Source organism: Marinitenerispora sediminis, assembly GCF_003336425.1.
In the GTDB taxonomy this organism is placed as follows: Bacteria; Actinomycetota; Actinomycetes; order Streptosporangiales; family Streptosporangiaceae; genus Marinitenerispora; species Marinitenerispora sediminis.
Genome location: NZ_QEIO01000054.1, coordinates 1 through 16,465, shown reverse-complemented (window position 1 = coordinate 16,465; position 16,465 = coordinate 1). Strand labels below are relative to the sequence as shown.

General features: G+C 75.0%; 15 protein-coding genes. 7 read left to right on the top strand and 8 right to left on the bottom strand.

Features of this window, described 5'->3' with window-relative positions:
- The first annotated feature begins 1 nt into the window (after position 1).
- From DEF28_RS12720 to DEF28_RS12710, 3 genes are all read left to right on the top strand, one after another.
- A complete protein-coding gene (locus DEF28_RS12720; RefSeq protein ID WP_114397274.1) occupies positions 2–1,108 on the top strand; it encodes a carbohydrate ABC transporter permease in 1,107 nt (368 codons plus the stop codon).
- Positions 1,108–1,989, top strand: a complete 882-nt coding sequence (locus tag DEF28_RS12715; RefSeq protein ID WP_114397273.1) for a carbohydrate ABC transporter permease — start codon at positions 1,108–1,110, stop codon at positions 1,987–1,989. The genes DEF28_RS12720 and DEF28_RS12715 overlap by 1 nt, the downstream gene beginning before the upstream one ends.
- 109 nt (positions 1,990–2,098) lie before the next feature.
- A complete protein-coding gene (locus tag DEF28_RS12710; protein ID WP_114397272.1) occupies positions 2,099–2,491 on the top strand; it encodes a PPOX class F420-dependent oxidoreductase in 393 nt (130 codons plus the stop codon).
- Positions 2,492–2,645: 154 nt separating this feature from the next.
- On the opposite strand, the gene aroQ is transcribed toward DEF28_RS12710, so the two are convergent.
- On the bottom strand, positions 2,646–3,128 hold the full coding sequence (gene aroQ / locus DEF28_RS12705) for a type II 3-dehydroquinate dehydratase (RefSeq protein ID WP_114397291.1): 483 nt from the start codon (positions 3,126–3,128) through the stop codon (positions 2,646–2,648).
- A 622-nt stretch (positions 3,129–3,750) separates the two neighbouring features.
- Here aroQ and treY point away from each other — a divergent pair.
- Positions 3,751–6,045 carry a malto-oligosyltrehalose synthase gene (gene treY / locus DEF28_RS12700; RefSeq protein ID WP_233515274.1) on the top strand — a complete coding sequence of 765 codons (2,295 nt, stop codon included), beginning with the start codon at positions 3,751–3,753 and terminating at the stop codon, positions 6,043–6,045.
- Here treY and DEF28_RS12695 read toward each other — a convergent pair.
- Both DEF28_RS12695 and DEF28_RS28820 read right to left on the bottom strand, forming a co-directional pair.
- Positions 5,981–6,901 carry an MHYT domain-containing protein gene (locus DEF28_RS12695; protein ID WP_158562807.1) on the bottom strand — a complete coding sequence of 307 codons (921 nt, stop codon included), beginning with the start codon at positions 6,899–6,901 and terminating at the stop codon, positions 5,981–5,983. The genes treY and DEF28_RS12695 overlap by 65 nt on opposite strands.
- Positions 6,902–7,136: 235 nt before the next feature.
- A complete protein-coding gene (locus DEF28_RS28820) occupies positions 7,137–7,259 on the bottom strand; it encodes a hypothetical protein (RefSeq protein WP_258862093.1) in 123 nt (40 codons plus the stop codon).
- On the opposite strand from DEF28_RS28820, the gene pstS reads away from it, so the two are divergent.
- A complete protein-coding gene (pstS, locus tag DEF28_RS12690) occupies positions 7,216–8,325 on the top strand; it encodes a phosphate ABC transporter substrate-binding protein PstS (protein ID WP_114397270.1) in 1,110 nt (369 codons plus the stop codon). The two genes, DEF28_RS28820 and pstS, sit on opposite strands and share 44 nt — an antisense overlap.
- Positions 8,326–8,420: 95 nt before the next feature.
- Complete coding sequence (locus DEF28_RS12685; RefSeq protein WP_114397269.1) at positions 8,421–9,260, top strand: class I SAM-dependent methyltransferase; 840 nt, start codon at positions 8,421–8,423, stop codon at positions 9,258–9,260.
- Positions 9,261–9,303: 43 nt separating this feature from the next.
- Here DEF28_RS12685 and DEF28_RS12680 read toward each other — a convergent pair whose 3' ends face one another.
- The 5 genes from DEF28_RS12680 to DEF28_RS12660 form a co-directional block, all read right to left on the bottom strand.
- Positions 9,304–10,470 (bottom strand): magnesium and cobalt transport protein CorA, encoded by a 1,167-nt coding sequence (locus tag DEF28_RS12680; RefSeq protein ID WP_114397268.1) that lies wholly within the window; start codon positions 10,468–10,470, stop codon positions 9,304–9,306.
- A gap of 236 nt (positions 10,471–10,706) precedes the next feature.
- Positions 10,707–11,738, bottom strand: coding sequence for an SDR family NAD(P)-dependent oxidoreductase (locus DEF28_RS12675; protein ID WP_114397267.1), 1,032 nt, complete (start codon positions 11,736–11,738; stop codon positions 10,707–10,709).
- A gap of 72 nt (positions 11,739–11,810) precedes the next feature.
- Complete coding sequence (locus tag DEF28_RS12670) at positions 11,811–12,986, bottom strand: zinc-dependent alcohol dehydrogenase (protein WP_114397266.1); 1,176 nt, start codon at positions 12,984–12,986, stop codon at positions 11,811–11,813.
- Positions 12,987–13,322: 336 nt separating this feature from the next.
- Positions 13,323–14,219 carry a glycosyltransferase family 2 protein gene (locus DEF28_RS12665; RefSeq protein ID WP_114397265.1) on the bottom strand — a complete coding sequence of 299 codons (897 nt, stop codon included), beginning with the start codon at positions 14,217–14,219 and terminating at the stop codon, positions 13,323–13,325.
- Positions 14,216–15,100 (bottom strand): glycosyltransferase family 2 protein, encoded by an 885-nt coding sequence (locus tag DEF28_RS12660; RefSeq protein WP_233515271.1) that lies wholly within the window; start codon positions 15,098–15,100, stop codon positions 14,216–14,218. Before DEF28_RS12660 ends, DEF28_RS12665 begins: the two co-directional genes overlap by 4 nt.
- A 415-nt stretch (positions 15,101–15,515) precedes the next feature.
- Here DEF28_RS12660 and DEF28_RS12655 point away from each other — a divergent pair, with 415 nt between their 5' ends.
- Positions 15,516–16,355, top strand: a complete 840-nt coding sequence (locus tag DEF28_RS12655) for an RNA polymerase sigma factor SigF (RefSeq protein WP_114397263.1) — start codon at positions 15,516–15,518, stop codon at positions 16,353–16,355.
- Positions 16,356–16,465 lie beyond the last annotated feature (110 nt).

Genomic DNA, 16,465 nt, shown 5'->3' with positions numbered 1-16,465 from the left:
GATGACCGAGACTCGCACGGCCCCGCCCGCGGGCGGCGGGGCCCCCTCCCCACGGCCGGCCCGGTCCGGCCGGCTCCGCCCGCCGCGCCGGCGCCGGCCGACGGGGGCGGAGGAGACCCGCGCCGGATGGCTGCTGTCCGCCCCGGCGCTGCTCGCCCTGCTGCTGTTCCTGGTGGCTCCGGTGCTCATGGCGCTGTGGGTCAGCTTCCTGGACTGGAACGGCCAGTCCAACCCGTTCGACGGCGACCAGGAGTTCGTCGGCGCCGACAACTACCGGCGGCTGCTCGCCGAGGACACGCTGCTGCACCGCGACTTCATGGTCAGCGTGCGCAACACGGTGTACTTCGTCGCGCTGAACGTGCCGGCGGTGACGGCTCTGGCGTTCGCCCTGGCGCTCGTGGTCAACCAGCGGATCCTGAAGGGGCGGGGGTTCTTCCGCACCGTCTTCTACTTCCCGTCCATCACCAGCTCGGTGGCCGTCAGCATCGTCTTCCTGTTCCTGTTCCAGGGATCGGGCGCGGTCAACGGCCTGCTGGCGCTGGCCGGGGTGGACGGCCCGAACTGGTTCACCGACTCGCGCGGCGTGCTGCACATCCTGATGGCCGCACTCGGGCTGACCGAGCCGGGCCGCACGCCGGAGTGGGCGGGCGGCACCCTGGGCGGCCTGCCGCTGTGGGAGTGGCTGTCCGGGCCGTCGGTGGCGATGTGCGCGATCATCGCGCTGACCACCTGGGCGTCCTCGGGCACGTTCATGCTGTTCTTCCTGGCCGGGCTGCAGAACATCCCGGCCTCGGTGTACGAGGCGGCCATGATCGACGGCGCGTCGGCCTGGCAGCGCTTCCGCTACGTCACACTGCCGCTGATGCGGCGCAGCGTGACGCTGGTGATGACGCTGGCGCTCATCGCGAGCTGGCAGGTGTTCGACCAGGTGTACATCATGTCGCAGGGGTCGCCGGCCAAGACCACGCTCACCCCCGCCTACCTGTCCTACGCGCGCAGTTTCGGCGACGGGCAGTTCGGTGCGGGCGCGGCGATGGCGTTCGTGCTCTTCGCGATCATCGTGGTGCTGACGGTGGTCCAGCGCTGGATCGGCAGGGAGAGGGACTGATGGCGCAAGCGACGCGGGCCGCGCGCCCGCTGGTGCGCGGCCGGGCGGCGATCTGGGTGGCGGGCTACGCGGTACTCGCGGTGGGGACGGTGCTGTACCTGGGCCCCTTCATCGTGCAGCTCGCCAACTCGGTCAAGACCGACGCCGACGCCGCGGCCAACCCGCTGGCCCTGCTGCCCGACCCGTTCTCGGCGCACGCCTGGCGCCGGGCGTTCGGTCTGGACACGGCGCTGGACATGCCGATCGGCCGCTGGCTGGGCAACTCGCTGTTCGTCACCGTGTCGGTCACCGTGGGCCGGCTGCTGGTGGACAGCCTCATCGGCTACGCGCTGGCGCGGCTGCGCTTCGCGGGCCGCTCGGCGGTCAACGCCCTGGTGCTGGCCGTGCTGGCGGTGCCCGGGGTGGTGCTGCTCATCCCGAAGTTCCTGGTGCTCAAGCAGCTCGGCATCTTCGACAGCTACGCCGGCATGATCCTGCCGCTGCTGTGCGACGCGGTGGGCATCATGCTGCTGAAGACCGCGTTCGAGCAGGTGCCGCGCGAGCTGGAGGAGGCGGCCCGGATGGACGGCGCCGGCGTCTTCACCACCTACTGGCGCGTGGTGCTGCCGCTGGTGCGGCCCGCGCTGATCACGGTGGCGATCCTGTCCTTCCAGGGGTCGTGGAACGAGTTCACGCACTTCCTGGTGGCGACGTCGGATCCGGCCTACGAGACGCTCAACCTGGGCCTGGCCCGGCTGGCGGCGGGCCCCCTCGGCGGCGCGCAGCAGTTCCCGCTCAAGCTCGCGCTGGCCACGCTGTCCACCATCCCGGTCCTCATCGTGTACCTGCTCTTCCAGCGGCACTTCATCGCCTCGCAGATGAACTCGGGCGGCAAGTCCTGACGCCACCGGCCCGCGGATGTGTGGGCGGCGGCGGTCGGGGAAGCCGGGACGGTGCGGGGCGGCTCGCCCGCCGCCCCGCACCGAGCACCCGAGCAGAGAGGAGCCGGGCATGCCGATCCTTCCGGAGCAGCGTGCGGACATCCTGGGCAAGCGCGCGTTCGCGCACGTGGCCACGCTGGGGCCGCGGGGCGAACCGCAGTCCAACCCCGTGTGGGTCGACTGGGACGGCGAGTTCGTCAAGTTCAGCCAGACGACCGACCGGCAGAAGTACCGCAACGTGCGGCGGGACCCGCGCATCGCGCTGTCCGCGCACGACCCGGACGAGCCGCACCAGTACCTGGAGATCCGCGGCACCGTGGAGCGGATCGAGGACGACACCGACCGGAGCTTCATCAACAGCCTGGCCAGCAAGTACCTCGGCCAGGACGTCTACCCGTGGGACGGGCCGGACACGCACCGCGTGGTCGTCTACGTCCGGCCGGAGCACACCACCTGGCAGTGAACCCGGCACCGGCCGGCCCCCGGCGTCCCTTCGGCCCGCCGGGCCGGCCGAAGGGACGCCGGGGGCCGCGCTCGGCGGGAGCTCCGCGGCGGTTGGGCGGCGGCAGCTCCGCGGCGCTTCGGGCGGCAGCCCGCACAAGGCACCGGCCGCGCGGCTAGCGGCGGGCTTCGGCCTCGGCGGCGCGGTGCAGCACCGCACGCAGCGCCAGCTCGTAGCCGAACACCCCGCAGCCCGCGACGTAGCCGGCGGCGACCGGCGCGGTCACGGAGGTGTGCCGGAACTCCTCCCTCGCGTACACGTTGGAGATGTGCACCTCGACGCAGGGCGTGTCCACCGCGTCGATCGCGTCGCGCAGCGCGATGCTGTAGTGCGCGAACGCGCCCGGGTTGAGCACGATGCCGTCGTAGCCGCGCGCCTCGTGCACGAGGTCGACGAGCACCCCCTCGTGGTTGCTCTGCTCGCAGCGCACGGCGGCGCCCAGTTCGGCGCCCAGTCCGCGCACCCGCCGCTCGATGTCGGCGAGCGTGGTGGTGCCGTACTGCGCCGGGTCACGCTCCCCCAGCAGGTTGAGGTTGGGCCCGTTCAGCAGCAGCACGGTGCGGCGGGCGGCGGAGTCGGGTGCGGCGGGCGTGGGCAACGGGGCGGCCTTTCCGTTCCGGGATCGTCGCCCCAACCCTAGATCGTCGCGGGGGATCGGTGCGCTGGCCAGGGCACCCTCCTGGCGGCACCCCCGTGCTCTGCGACGGCCGCGTCGCCGAGCCGCGCGGGGTCGGCCGCCCGCCGCGGCGCCGCGGCGCGGGGCCGCGGTGCCCGGCCACCGCCCGCGTCCTGCCCGGCCTCCCCTCCACCCGCCACTGGTCCACCCGCCACTGGCTCCGCTCCGCCGGCCCCCGGTCGGGCCGCCGCTTCGGCTACCCGCCGAACGATCCGGATACGGCGTGCGTCGCACCGCCACCGGGCAACGGCCTGGCGGAGGCCGCTTCCCCGGGCCGCCGAGCGGGTATGCCGCACCCGAGACCGGGCACCGGACCGGGGGCCGGCGGACCGGCCGCCGCGCACGGGCGGTCCGGGTCGGCGGCGGTGCGGGTCGGCCGTGGTCCGCTCCCCGTCCTTCGACGACACCGCGGCGCGACGTGGAGGTGGGCGTGCCCGACCGGGATCACGTGACGGAGCCGCGGACCGCGGCGCGCGGCACCGCGCCCGGCGGCGGCCGCACGCCCGGAGCCGCCCCTCCACCCACGTCCACGTACCGCCTCCAGCTGCGGCCCGGCTTCACGCTGGCCGACGCCGCCGACCTCGCCGGATACCTCCGCCGGCTCGGGGTGGGCGCCGTGTACACCTCGCCGCTGCTGGCGGCGGCCGCGGGCTCCGCCCACGGCTACGACGTGGTGGACCCGACCGCGGTGTCCGCCGCCCTGGGCGGCGACCGGGCGCGCCGGGCGCTGGTCTCGCGGCTGCGCGAGCTCGGCATGGGGATCGTGGTGGACATCGTGCCGAACCACATGTCGGTGGCCGACCCCGCGGCCAACCGGTGGTGGTGGGACGTGCTGCGCTCGGGCCCGGAGTCGCGCTACGCCTGCTGCTTCGACATCGACTGGAGCCGCGGCCCGCTGCGCCTCCCGGTCCTCGCCGACGAGGGCGACGACGGCGCCGCCGCGCTGGAGGAGCTGACGGTGGCCGACGGCTGCCTGGTCTACGGCGACCGCCGCTACCCGCTCGCGCCGGGCAGCCACGCGGCGGGGGACGATCCCCGCGCGGTGCACGAACGCCAGCACTACCGCCTGGTGTCGTGGCGGCGCGCCGGCGCCGAGCTCGCCTACCGGCGCTTCTTCGACATCACCGAGCTGGCCGCGGTGCGGGTGGAGGACCCGGCCGTGTTCGCCGCCGCGCACGCCGAGATCCTGCGGTGGGCGCGGGCCGGGGAGCTCGACGGCCTGCGGGTGGACCACCCCGACGGCCTGAGCGACCCCGGCGGCTACGCGCGCCGGCTGCGGGACGCCTTCGGCGGCTGGATCGTGCTGGAGAAGGTCCTGGCCGTGGGCGAGTCCCTGCCGGCGTCGTGGCCGGTCGCCGGCACGACCGGCTACGACGCGCTGCGCGAGGTGTGCGGCGTGTTCGTCGACCCCGCCGGGGCCGGTCCGCTGACGGAGCTGGCCGACTCGCTCGGCGTCCGCACCGACGTGGCGGCGGTCGAGGAGGAGAGCCGGCGGCTGGTGGCCGAGCGGGTGCTGGTGGCCGAGGTGGACCGGATCGCGGCGCTGCTACCGGGGGCCGCGCGGGAGTCGGCGCGCGACGCGGTCGCCGCCCTGCTCGCCGCCTTCGACGTCTACCGCTGCTATCTGCCGGAGGGCGAGCCGGCCTGGGCCCGCGCCGTGCGGCGGGCGCGGGCCCGGCGCCCGGACCTCGCGGAACTCCTGGCGGGCATCGACGCGGCGGTCCGCGCCGATCCGCGCGGGGAGCTCGCCCGGCGGATCCAGCAGACGAGCGGGATGGTGGTCGCCAAGGGGACCGAGGACACGGCCTTCTACCGGTGCACCCGGTTCGCGGCACTGAACGAGGTCGGCGGTGCGCCGGACCGGTTCGGCGTGCCGGTGGCGGAGTTCCACGCGCGGGCGGCCGAGCGGGAGGCGTGCCTGCCGGCCGCGATGACGACGCTGTCCACCCACGACACCAAGCGGTCGGAGGACGTGCGGGCCCGGCTGGCGGCGCTCGCCGAGGTGCCCGGCGCCTTCGCGGCGGCGGTCCGGCGGTGGACGGCGCGGCTCGGGCTGCCCGAGCCGGCGTTGAACCTGCTGGCCTGGCAGACGCTCGTGGGCGCGTGGCCGATCAGCGCGGCGCGGCTGCGCGACTACCTGGAGAAGGCCGCCCGCGAGGCGAAGCTGCGGACGTCGTGGGTGGACCCCGATCCGGAGTTCGAGGCGGAGGTCCGGGCGTGGCCGGAGCAGGTGCTCTCGGACCGGGAGCTGTCGGAGGAGGTGGCGGCGTTCGTCGCGCGGATCCGCCGGCCCGGCTGGAGCAACTCGCTCGGCCAGAAGCTCGTGCAGCTCACCGCGCCGGGCGTGCCCGACGTCTACCAGGGCAGCGAGCTGTGGGACTTCTCGCTGGTGGATCCGGACAACCGCCGGCCGGTGGACTACGCGCACCGGGAGATGCTGCTGGAGCGGCTGGAGGCCGGCTGGCTGCCGCCGCTGGACGCCACCGGCGCGGTGAAGCTGCACGTCGTGCGCCAGGCGCTGCGCCTGCGGCGGGAGCGCCCGCTCATCGGCTACCGCCCGCTGGCCCCGGTGGGGGCGGCGGCCGGCCACCTGCTGGCCTTCGCCCGGGGCGACGGACGCGAGCTGGACACGGTCGCGGTGGCCACCCGGCTGCCGATCGGGCTGGCCGCGGCCGGCGGATGGCGCGGCACCCTGCTGCCGCTGCCGTCGGGGCCGGGCGGCTGGACGGACCTGCTCACCGGCCGGGCCCTGGCGCCGGACCGCCCTGACGGCTTCACCGCCGCCCGCGCGGCGGACCTGCTGGACCGCTATCCGGTGGCGCTGCTGGTGCGGCGCTGAACATGTCCGGCCCGGCCGGTGCCGCCGCGCCCCGCGGCTCGGTGCCCTCGGGCTCCTCCGCGGCGCGGCGCAGGGCGTCGAAGCGGCGCCGCGTCGTGCGCTCCTGCTCGATCTGCCGCTCGTTGTCGGTGACGAGCAGGAGCTGGACGAGCAGGATGGTGGGCAGGCCCACCCCGAGGAGGAGCGGCAGGACGAAGTCGGCCTCCGCCGCGCCGGGCGGCGGGCTGCGCAGCAGCGCGTCGGGCACGAGCTCCACCCCGGTGCCGGCCATGGCGGTGTAGTGCATCGCGCAGACGGCGACCCCCATGACGAGGGCGGCCGCGACACTGGCCGGGCGGCCGCGCACGTAGAGGGCGGCCCACAGCGCCGCGGTCGCGGCGACGACGGCGATCACCACGGAGAGCACCACGAAGGTCCGGTCGTGGTGGACCGTGCCGTGCATCTGGATCGAGGACATGCCGGTGTAGTGCATCGCGGCGACGCCCAGCCCGGTGACGGGTCCGGCGACCGCGAGCGACCAGAGCCGGCCGCGCCCCGCTGTGACCACGGCGAGGCCGAGGCCGACCACGAGCACCGCGAGGACCAGGCTGAGCACCGTGAGCCCGACGTCGTAGCGGATGGCGGTGCCGTGCACGTCGAAGCCGAGCATCGCGATGAAGTGCATCGACCAGATGCTGCTGCACCCGAGGGCGACCGCGGCGACGGCCAGCCAGCCGACGCGCCGCGCGCCGTCGCTGGGGCGGGCTCGGGAGGTGGCGAGCAGCGCGACGAGCGCGCCGACGAAGGAGGAGAGGTAGGCGAGGGCGGGGGTCACCCACCCGTAGCTGAAATGGTCGATCTCTGCCGCCGCTTCCACACGAAACACCTCTTCCATCCCACAACGTGACGATCCGGACGAAGATCGCAATTAGGGACGGCAGCATACAGACAGCCCAACCTGCCCTCAATTCCCGCGCCCGCGCGCCGGCCGGCCGCTCCGGCCGCGGTCGGGCGCACTCCCCGGCATGTCAGGGCCGCCCGCCGCGCGACCCGCGGCGGAGCCGAGTCGGCCGAACCGGACATGTGTTGTTAGATTGCTCGTCGTCCCACGTTCACCACACCGTCGAGGCGCCCAGCACCGGGAGCGGCCGCACCGGCCCCTCGGCGGGCGGAAGGGGAATCGAGAGAACCGTGTTGCCGTCGACCTCCCGCGGGCTGTCCGCGATCGCACTCATCGGCGTGTTGGCCGCGACCGCGGGCTGCGGCAGCGACAACGCCGTGCGCGGTAACGAGCGCCTGCCGGTGCCGGCCGACCTGGAGTGCCCCCCCGGCAGCCTCTCCGGGTCCGGCTCCAGCGCCCAGGAGAACGCCATGCAGGTGTGGATCGCCGGCTACCAGACGGCGTGCGAGGACTCCCGGGTGTACTACGACGCCATCGGGTCCGGCGGCGGCCGCAGCCAGTTCGTCGACGGCGCGGTCGCCTTCGCCGGCTCCGACGCCGCGCTGGACCCCGAGGAGGCCGCCGACGCCGCCCCCCGGTGCCACGGCTCGGAGGCGATCAACCTCCCGGCCTACGTGGTGCCGATCGCCGTGGTGTTCCACCTGGAGGGGGTGGACTCGCTGAACATGACCCCCGAGACCATCGCGCGCGTGTTCGCCGGCGAGATCACGTTCTGGGACGACCCCGCCATCGCCGCGAGCAACCCCGGTACCGACCTCCCGCACGACCGGATCACCCCGGTGAGCAGGTCCGACGAGTCGGGCACCACCGAGAACTTCACCGCCTACCTCTCCGCCGCGGCCGCGGACGCCTGGCCCTACGAGGCGAGCGGCCAGTGGCCGGTCCCCGCCGTGGAGGCGGCCCAGGGCAACAGCGGGGTGGCCCAGGCCCTGGAGGGGGGCGACGGCACCATCGGCTACGTGGAGGCGTCGCACGTGGGGTCGCTGTCCACCGTGCGGGTGGGCGTGGGCGACGAGTTCGTCGCACCGGACCCGGAGGCGGCCGCGGCCGTCGTCGCCGCCTCGCCGCAGCGCCCCGGCGGCAGCGAGCACGACCACGCGCTCGAACTCGACTACGCGACCACCGAGCCCGGCACCTACCCCGTCGTGCTGGTCAGCTACGAGGTCGCCTGCCTGCGCTACGCCGACGCCGCCGAGGCGGAGCGGGTCACCGGTTTCCTGCGCTACGTCCTGAGCGAGGAGGGCCAGCGGGCGGCCTCGGAGGAGACCGGGTCCGCGCCGCTGCCGGAGTCGACGCTGGCCGACCTGCGCGCCTCCCTCGACGCCATCGGCGCGGCCTGACCGGTCGGGGCGCCCCCGCGCGCGAAAACCGCTTCCGCGCGCCGGGGCGGGGCCGCTAGGGTCCACGGGACCGCACCCAGGACGGAAGGACCTCCGTGGCCGAGCGCGCCCCTGACGACGCCGCCGTCATCGAGCCCGCACGGGGGACGCCGGAGGTCCGCCGCCGGCACGCCGCCAACCGCGCCGCCTGGGACCAGGCCGCGGTCCGCTACACCGAGGACCTGCCGGCCGCCGTGGAGCGGCTGCGCGCCGGGCGCTCCTCCGTGCACCCGGTGGAGCGCGCCGCGCTGGGCGACCTCGCGCCGTGGTGCCGCCGGGCGGTGCACCTGCAGTGCGCCTCCGGCGAGGACACGCTGTCCCTGCTGGCCGAGGGCGCCGGCGAGGTCGTGGGGGTCGACATCTCCGCGGCGCACGTGGCCAACGCGCGCGCGGCGGCCGCGGCGCTCGGCGCGCCGGCGGTCTTCCACGCCTGCGACGTGCTCGACACCCCGCGCGAGCTCGACGGCACCGCCGACCTCGTCTACACCGGCCGCGGCGCGCTGTGCTGGCTCCACGACCTCGACGGCTGGGCCGCCGTGGTCGCCCGGCTGCTGCGGCCGGGCGGGCTGCTGTCGGTCTTCGACAACCACCCCGCCGCATCGCTGTTCGACCGGGAGCCCGCGCACCCGCGCTACAGCGGCATCGACTACTTCGCCCACGCCGAGAGCAACGCCGGCTGGTCGGCCGAGTACATCGGTGCGCTGGCGGAGGAGCCGGCGGTGAAGTACGAGCGGCTGTGGACCATCGGCCAGGTGGTGCAGGCCCTGCTCGACGCCGGGCTGACCCTCACCCGGCTGGCCGAACTGCCGGACGCCTACTGGGCGGAGTTCCCGAACATGCCGGAGGCGCTGCGCCGGCGGCTTCCCTCGACCTTCCTGCTGCACGCCCGCCGGTGAGCGGCCGAGCGGGGCGGCCGGCGCCGGCGGCCGGGACGGGCGGCTACAGCCAGTTCCGCCGCTTGAAGACGGCGTAGAGCATGACGCACACCAGCAGCATGAGCACGAGGGCGAGGGGGTACCCGAACGGCCAGCGCAGCTCGGGCATGTCGGTGAAGTTCATGCCGTAGACGGTGCCCACCAGGGTCGGGGCGAACAGGATGGCCGCCCAGGCGGAGATCTTCTTGACCTCCTCGCTCTGGGCGTAGCTCGCCCGGGTGAGGTGCTTCATCTCCTCGTTCTGCGCCTGGCTGACCAGGGTGGCGTTGACGGTGAGGATGTCGCCCAGCATCTGGCGGAACCCGTCGACCCGCTCCGCCACGGTCGTGGCGTGGTCGGCGACGTCGCGCAGGTAGCGCTGGAGCTCCTCGTCGGTCCCGTACTTGTCGAAGCCGGCGGCCAGCCCGCTGAGGATGTCCAGCAGCGGGCGGGCGGCCCGCTGGAACTCGATGACCTCGCGGGACAGCTCGTAGATGCGCCGGGACACCGCGGGGTCGCCGTTGAAGACCTGGGTCTCGATCTCGTCGATGTCGTTCTGCAGGCCGGCGACGACGGGGGCGTAACCGTCCACGACGGCGTCCAGGATGGCGTACAGCACCGCCTCCGGACCGCGCGCGAGCAGGGCGGGGTCGGCCTCCAGCCGCCGGCGGACGCCGCCGAGGTCGGGGGCGTGGCTGTGGCGGACGGTGAGCACGAAGTGCGGGCCGGTGAACACGTGCACCTCGCCGAAGCGCACCTCCTCCGCCTCGTCCAGGTACCGGGCGGCGCGCAGCACCACGAAGAGGGTGTCGCCGTAGCGCTCCAGCTTGGGCCGCTGGTGCGCGACGATGGCGTCCTCGACCGCCAGCTGGTGCAGCCCGAACTCCTCGCCCACCGCGAGCAGCTGGGACTCGTCGGGCCGGTGCATGCCGATCCAGGCGAGGGCCCCGGGGCGGCGCGGCAGGCTCGGGTAGATGCCGGCGACCTCGGTGGGGGCGTACTCGCGGTGGCCGTCGACGTAGACGGCGGCGTCGACGACGCTCTCCTCGACGCGGGCCCGGGCGCGCCCCGGCTCCACGTCGGCGCGCGGGTCCATCGAGTACTCGGGGGCGGGCGCGGTCCCGCCGTTGCGGTTGGGGTGCTGCGGCGTGCGCAGGGTGGGCAGCCACCCGCGCATCCGGCGCTGGTTCATGGGAGTCTCCCGGCGTCTGCTTCGAAACGGGCGGCCGGGAGGAGCGGGCCGCGCCGCATGCGGCGGCGGGCACGCCTGGTTGCCGGGACGCCCTGGTTACCGGTGGCTGGTACTCGGAGGTCGGCTCATGGTGGGCCTCACCTCCCCGGTTCGCGGTGCCGTTCGACGACGCCAGGCTACCCGATGGCCCCGGCCGGCGCCCGTAACCGGGCACCGGCCGGATCCGGCCCCCGGTCTCAGCCGGAGCGCTGCGGGCGCCGGCCGTCGGGGAGCTGGTTGAACCTGCGTCCCGCCTCGTCGTTCCAGCGGGTGAGCGCGCGGCGCAGCGCGCTGTCGGAGAGCCGCTCGGCGTCGAGTCCGCCGACCGCCGGCTCCCCGGCCGGCCGCGGCAGCAGCCGATTCATGGCGCGCATGCCCCACAGGGTCGCCCCGGGCAGCGCCGCGTGGGCGAGGTCGGCGGCCCGCGCCATCGGGGTCAGCACCAGGTGGCGGCGCCCCCGGCGCACGGCCCGCACGATCCGGCGCGCGGCGCGCTCGCCGTCCATGGAGACCAGCGGCAGCCCGGCCGCCAGCGCGAACCAGGTGTACTCGCGCGCGGGCGCGCCGGCGAACGTCGCGCGCCAGTGCGAGCCGGTGCGCATCAGCCACGGGACCACGGTCGTGACCCGCACGCCGCTGCCGGCCAGTTCGGCGTCCAGGCCCTCCGAGAGCGCGACCTCCGCGAACTTGGCGCACGAGTACGGCAGCAGGTGCGGCACGCTGAGCCGGCCGCCGATCGAGGTGATCACCACGATCCGGCCGCGGCGCTCGCGCAGCTCCGGCAGGGCCGCGAGGCTGGTCCGCAGCGGGCCCCAGAACATGGTGTCCATGGCGTCGTGGAAGTCGTGCTCGGTCAGCGCCGCCAAGCCGCCGACCTGGATGATGCCGGCGTTGTTCACCAGCACGTCCAGGCGCCCGAGGCGGCCGGTGACCTCCTCGACCAGCCGCTCGGCGGTGCCGGGCTCGCGCAGGTCGCACGGGATGGCGAGCGCCTCGATCCCGCGGTCGCGCAGATCCCGCTCGGCGCGGTCGAGCTCGGCCGGATCGCGGGCGCACACCGCCACCCGGCAGCCCTGCCGGCCGAGTTCGCGCGCCAGCAGCAGGCCGAGTCCGCGCGAACCGCCGGTGACCAGCGCCACCCGCCCGGCGAGGTCGGCCGGGCGTCGGGCGAGCACCCGGGCCGCCGCCGCGGCGCCGGCGGCCAGCGCCGTCGTCGTCCGCCACCCCATCGCGGTCTCCCTCCGTCGCGGGGTCCGCCCCGAGGCTCGCCCCCGGGGTGTCATGGCCGTGCGCCGGGCCGCTCAGGGCCGCAGCACCATCTTGATCGCGCCGTCGCGCTTCTGCTGGAACAGCTCGTAGGCGAGCGGCGCGTCGTCCAGGGACATGACGTGCGTGGTGAGGTCGCCCACGCCGAGGGGGTCCTCGTCGCCGGTGAGCAGCGGCATGATGGCGTCCGTCCACCGGCGCACGTTCGCCTGCCCCATCCGGATCTGCACCGCCTTGTCGAAGAGGTCCATCATCGGCAGCGGGTCGGCCTGGCCGCCGTAGACGCCGCTGATCGACACCGCGCCGGCCCGGCGCACCAGCTCGAACGCCAGGTAGAGGGCGGACATCCGGTCCACCCCGGCCTGCTCGGCCATGCGGCGGGCGAGCGGGTCCGGCAGCGCGCGCACGACCCGCTGCGCGAGGGCGCCGACCGGCGAGCCGTGCGCCTCCATCCCGACGGCCTCGATGACGGAGTCGGTCCCGCGGCCCTCCGTCTCCGCGCGCACCGCCTCCACCGGGTCGCAGGCGGAGACGTCGACGGTCTCCACGCCGTGCCGGCGGGCCATCTCCAGCCGCTCCGGGACCAGGTCCAGGCCGAAGACCCGCCCGGCCCCGCGCTCCAGGGCGATGCGGGCGGCCATCTGGCCGATCGGTCCGAGGCCGACCACCGCGACGGAGCCGGCGGGCGGCACGTCGGCGTCGGCGACGGCCTGCCAGGCGGTGGGCAGCACGTCGGACAGGAACAGGAACCGCTCGTCGGGCAGGCCGTCCGGTACCCGGATGGGGCCGAAGTGCGCCTGCGGTACCCGCAGGTACTCCGCCTGCCCGCCCGGTACGTGGCCGTAGAGCTTGGTGTAGCCGAGGAGCGCGCCGCCGTGGCCGGGGGTCTGCGTCGTCTCACACTGCGAGTAGTAGTTCAGCCGGCACATGTAGCAGTGGCCGCACGAGACGTTGAACGGGATCACCACCCGGTCGCCCGGCACGATCGCGGTGACCTCGCTCCCGACCTCCTCCACCACCCCCATCGGCTCGTGCCCGAGGATGTCGCCCGGCTCCATGTACATGCCCAGCACCGAGTACAGGTGCAGGTCGGACCCGCAGATGGCGGTCGAGGTGATCCGGACGATCGCGTCGGTCGGTTCGCGCAGCTGGGGGTCGGGGACGTTCTCGGTGCGCACGTCCTCCGGTCCCTGCCAGGTCACGGCTCGCATGGGACGCCCCCTCGTCGCGGTCCTGCTGCTCCTCTGCACCCACTGCCGGTTCGCGCGCCCGCTAAACATGCGGGTGGTCCCGGGTCCGTCCGGCCCGCGCCGGTTTCCTGCCGCCGCCGGCGCATGTTCGGGCCCGTGGCGGGTAGCGGGGTCGCACCGCGGACCGGAGACGCCTGTGGCGCGACAGTGGTGCTCGTCCGGAAGTGTCGTCCCACCGGTCCGCGGCCTGCCCGCCCCGGCCGGGTGCCGACCGGCGCCCGGCGCGGCGCCGACCACCCGGGCCGCCGCCCACTCCATCCACTCCCGGCGGCTCGGGTGCCGGGCGGCTACGGCGGCTCAGCCCACGTATCGCCGGGCGGCGGAGTTGCGCCGGGGCTCGGCCAGCAGCCGCAGCCCGTGCTCGACCGACTCCGGCACCGGGCGGCGCTCCCGCAGCACCCACGGCAGCCCGGCCACGGCCTCGGCGACGGCCGCGGCGGTGACCAGGTCGCGCGGGGCGCCGCGCAGCACGTCGGCGGTGTGGCGGGCGGCACCGGGGACCGGACGGCGCAGCCAGGCGGTCCACAGGGTGTTGCGGATGCCCAGCCGGCGCCGGCGCCGCCCGTCGCGGCTGGGCGACGGCGCGTGGTGCACCCGCATCTCCTCGATCCAGCACAGCCACCAGCCGCGGGCGGCCAGGTCGAGGGAGAGCAGCTCCTCCTCGCCGCCCAGCCAGAGCCGCCGGGAGAACCCGCCGACCTCCCGGAAGGCGGCGACCCGCAGCACCGACGCCCCGGCGAGGATGCCGAGCAGCGCGGGGCCGGGCAACCCCGGCGGGGCCGGCACCGGCGAGTCGCGCAGTTCCGGGGTGATGGGGTCCTCCCGGCCCCCCGGTTCGACCAGGATGCGGCCGGTGAGCACTGCCACGGAGGGGTGCCGGTCCAGCAGGTCGGCGGCGAGGGCCAGCGCGCCGGGCTCCCACCAGGTGTCGTCGTCGCAGAAGGCGACGTAGGGGGTGTCGATGGCGGCGACGCCGACGTTGCGGGCCACGGCCCCGAGGTTGGCCGCCAGCCGGATCAGCCGCACGCCGGGATGGCGGGCCCGCACGGCGGCGGCCGTCCCGTCGGCGGACCCGTTGTCCACGACGACGACGGGCGGGCGCTCCGGCAGGGCCGCCAACCGGTCGAGGGTGCGCAGCACCTCCGCCCGGCGCTCGTGGGTGATGAGCACGATGCTGACCGCCGGGGCGCTCATCGGGCCTCCAGGAGGCGCAGGTCCCGCTCGACCGGGCGGGGCAGCGGGCGGCGGTCCAGTACGGCGGCGGGCAGCCGGCGCAGCGCACCGGCCAGGGCGCGGCGGGCGTCGCGGTCGGCGGCGGCATCGCGTGCCAGGCCGAGGGTCTCGGCGGTGGCGCGCCGCAGCGGGCGGCGCAGCCAGGCGGTCAGCACGGTGTTGCGGCGTTCCAGCCGCCTTCGCCATCCGCCCGGCGGACGGTGCCGGGAGGGGTGGTGGTGGGCGCGGACCTCGGGCAGGTGGCGGCACTCCCAGCCGGCCGCGGTGAGGTCCTGGGCGAGCAGCGCCTCCTCGCCGCAGAAGAAGAGCAGGTCGCTGAAGCCGCCGACCTGCCGGAACGCCGCCCTGCGGACGACGGCCGCGCACGCCAGGAAGCCGAGCACGCGGGGGCCGGGCACGGGCCCGGGGCCGGCCGGCAGGCCCCCGGCCAGCAGCTCGTTGACGGGGTCGGGCCGGGCGGCGTCGCCCACGAGGACCGCCGCGGCGACCAGTCCGAGCCGCGGATGCGCGCCGAGTACGGCGGCCGCGCGCTCCAGCGCGCCGGGCTCCCACCACGAGTCGTCGTCGCTGAAGGCCACGTAGGGCGTCTCGGCCAGCTCGACGCCCACGTTGCGGGCCGCCGCGCCGCGGTTCTCGGGGAGGGTGACGACGGTGACGTCCGGGAACATCCGGCGGGCGAACGCCGAGGTGCCGTCCGAGGAGGCGTTGTCCACCACGATGACGGGTGGCCGGGGACGCAGCGCGGTGAGCCGGCCCAGCGTGCGCGCCAGCTCGGCGCGCCGGTCGCGGGTGGCCACCACGACCGAAACCTGCGATCGGGCAATCACGTCGTCAGGTGTCACCCCTGGACCTCCCCGTACGTCTCCCGTGCCCGGGCGCTGCGGAGACGCACGGCGGGCCGGGCTGCGCCGAGCGTTCCTGCGCACATTCGCTACCCGAGGTCCCGCCGTGCATGCGAATTCCCCGTAAAACGTTGCTATAACATCCTGGGCCTGTTTCATTCCCGCCACCCGTTACCTACACTCGGATGTGTTGTGCCACGGGTTCGACAGCGCATCCTGCGGATTATCGGGGAACGGGGTGACACCCGCCGCCGCTCGGGGTCGGGCGGATGGTACCGGGCTGCTGCGTCGATTCGCCAGTGGCTTTGCCGGAATCGCCAGTCCGATTCCGACGTTCCCCGTATCCGGGGTTCACCAACTCAAGCGCATCGCGCGGTTTTCTGCTTTTTTCGAGCGCACTGGAGGGCGTTCTTCGATGTCTGCATCGAACACACTCCACACGGAGAGCCCGACGAGGGCACCGCAGGCCCGCCGGCCGTCGCGACGCGAGTCCGACGAGGAGTACCGCCGGCAGACCCGGGAGCTGCTCGCCGAGCTGGCCGACATCGAGGCCGGAGATCCGCGGCGGGAGCGGATCTACCACCGGTTGACCGAACTGCATTTGCCGGTGGTGCGGCGAATCGCCCGGCAGTATCGCAACCGCGGAGAGCCGGAGGAGGATCTGCGACAGGTCGCGACGGTCGGTCTCGTGCAGGCCATCCGCGATTTCAACCCCGATTACGGAAAAGAATTCATCTCCTATGCGCTTCCCATGATGACCGGTGAGGTCAAGCGGCATTTCCGGGACCGCACGTGGGCCATCCGAGTGCCGCGCAAATACCAGGAGAAGAGGTCGGAGCTCAATCGCGTGACCGCGTCGTTCGCCCAGGAGCACGGACGCTCGCCCACGGTGGCGGAGACCGCGAAACTGCTGGAGATGAGCGAGGAGGAGACGATCGAGCTGATCGACGCCTCCGCCGCCTACAGCACCCTGTCCCTCAACGTCCCCTACGGGGCCGACGAGGAGGAGAAGACGCTCGGCGACACGCTGGGCGAGGAGGACCTCGACCTGGAGAGCGTGGTGGACCGCACCGCGCTGCGGCCCGCGCTGGCCGGGCTGCCGCCGCGGGAGCGCCGCATCCTGCTGCTGCGTTTCGCGGGCAACAAGACCCAGGCGCAGATCGCCGAACTCGTGGGGCTGTCCCAGATGCACGTGTCGCGCACGCTCGGCGCCACCCTCGCGAAGCTGCGCACCCAGCTGCTCCCCGAGTGCTGAGCGGCCGCCGGGGGCCGGGCTGCGGCGGTGACGGCCGCGACCTGCGGCCGGGGGCAGCCGTGCGGGCCGGGGCCCGGCGGAGGGCCGGTGCGGGCCGTGCGGGGCGGGGC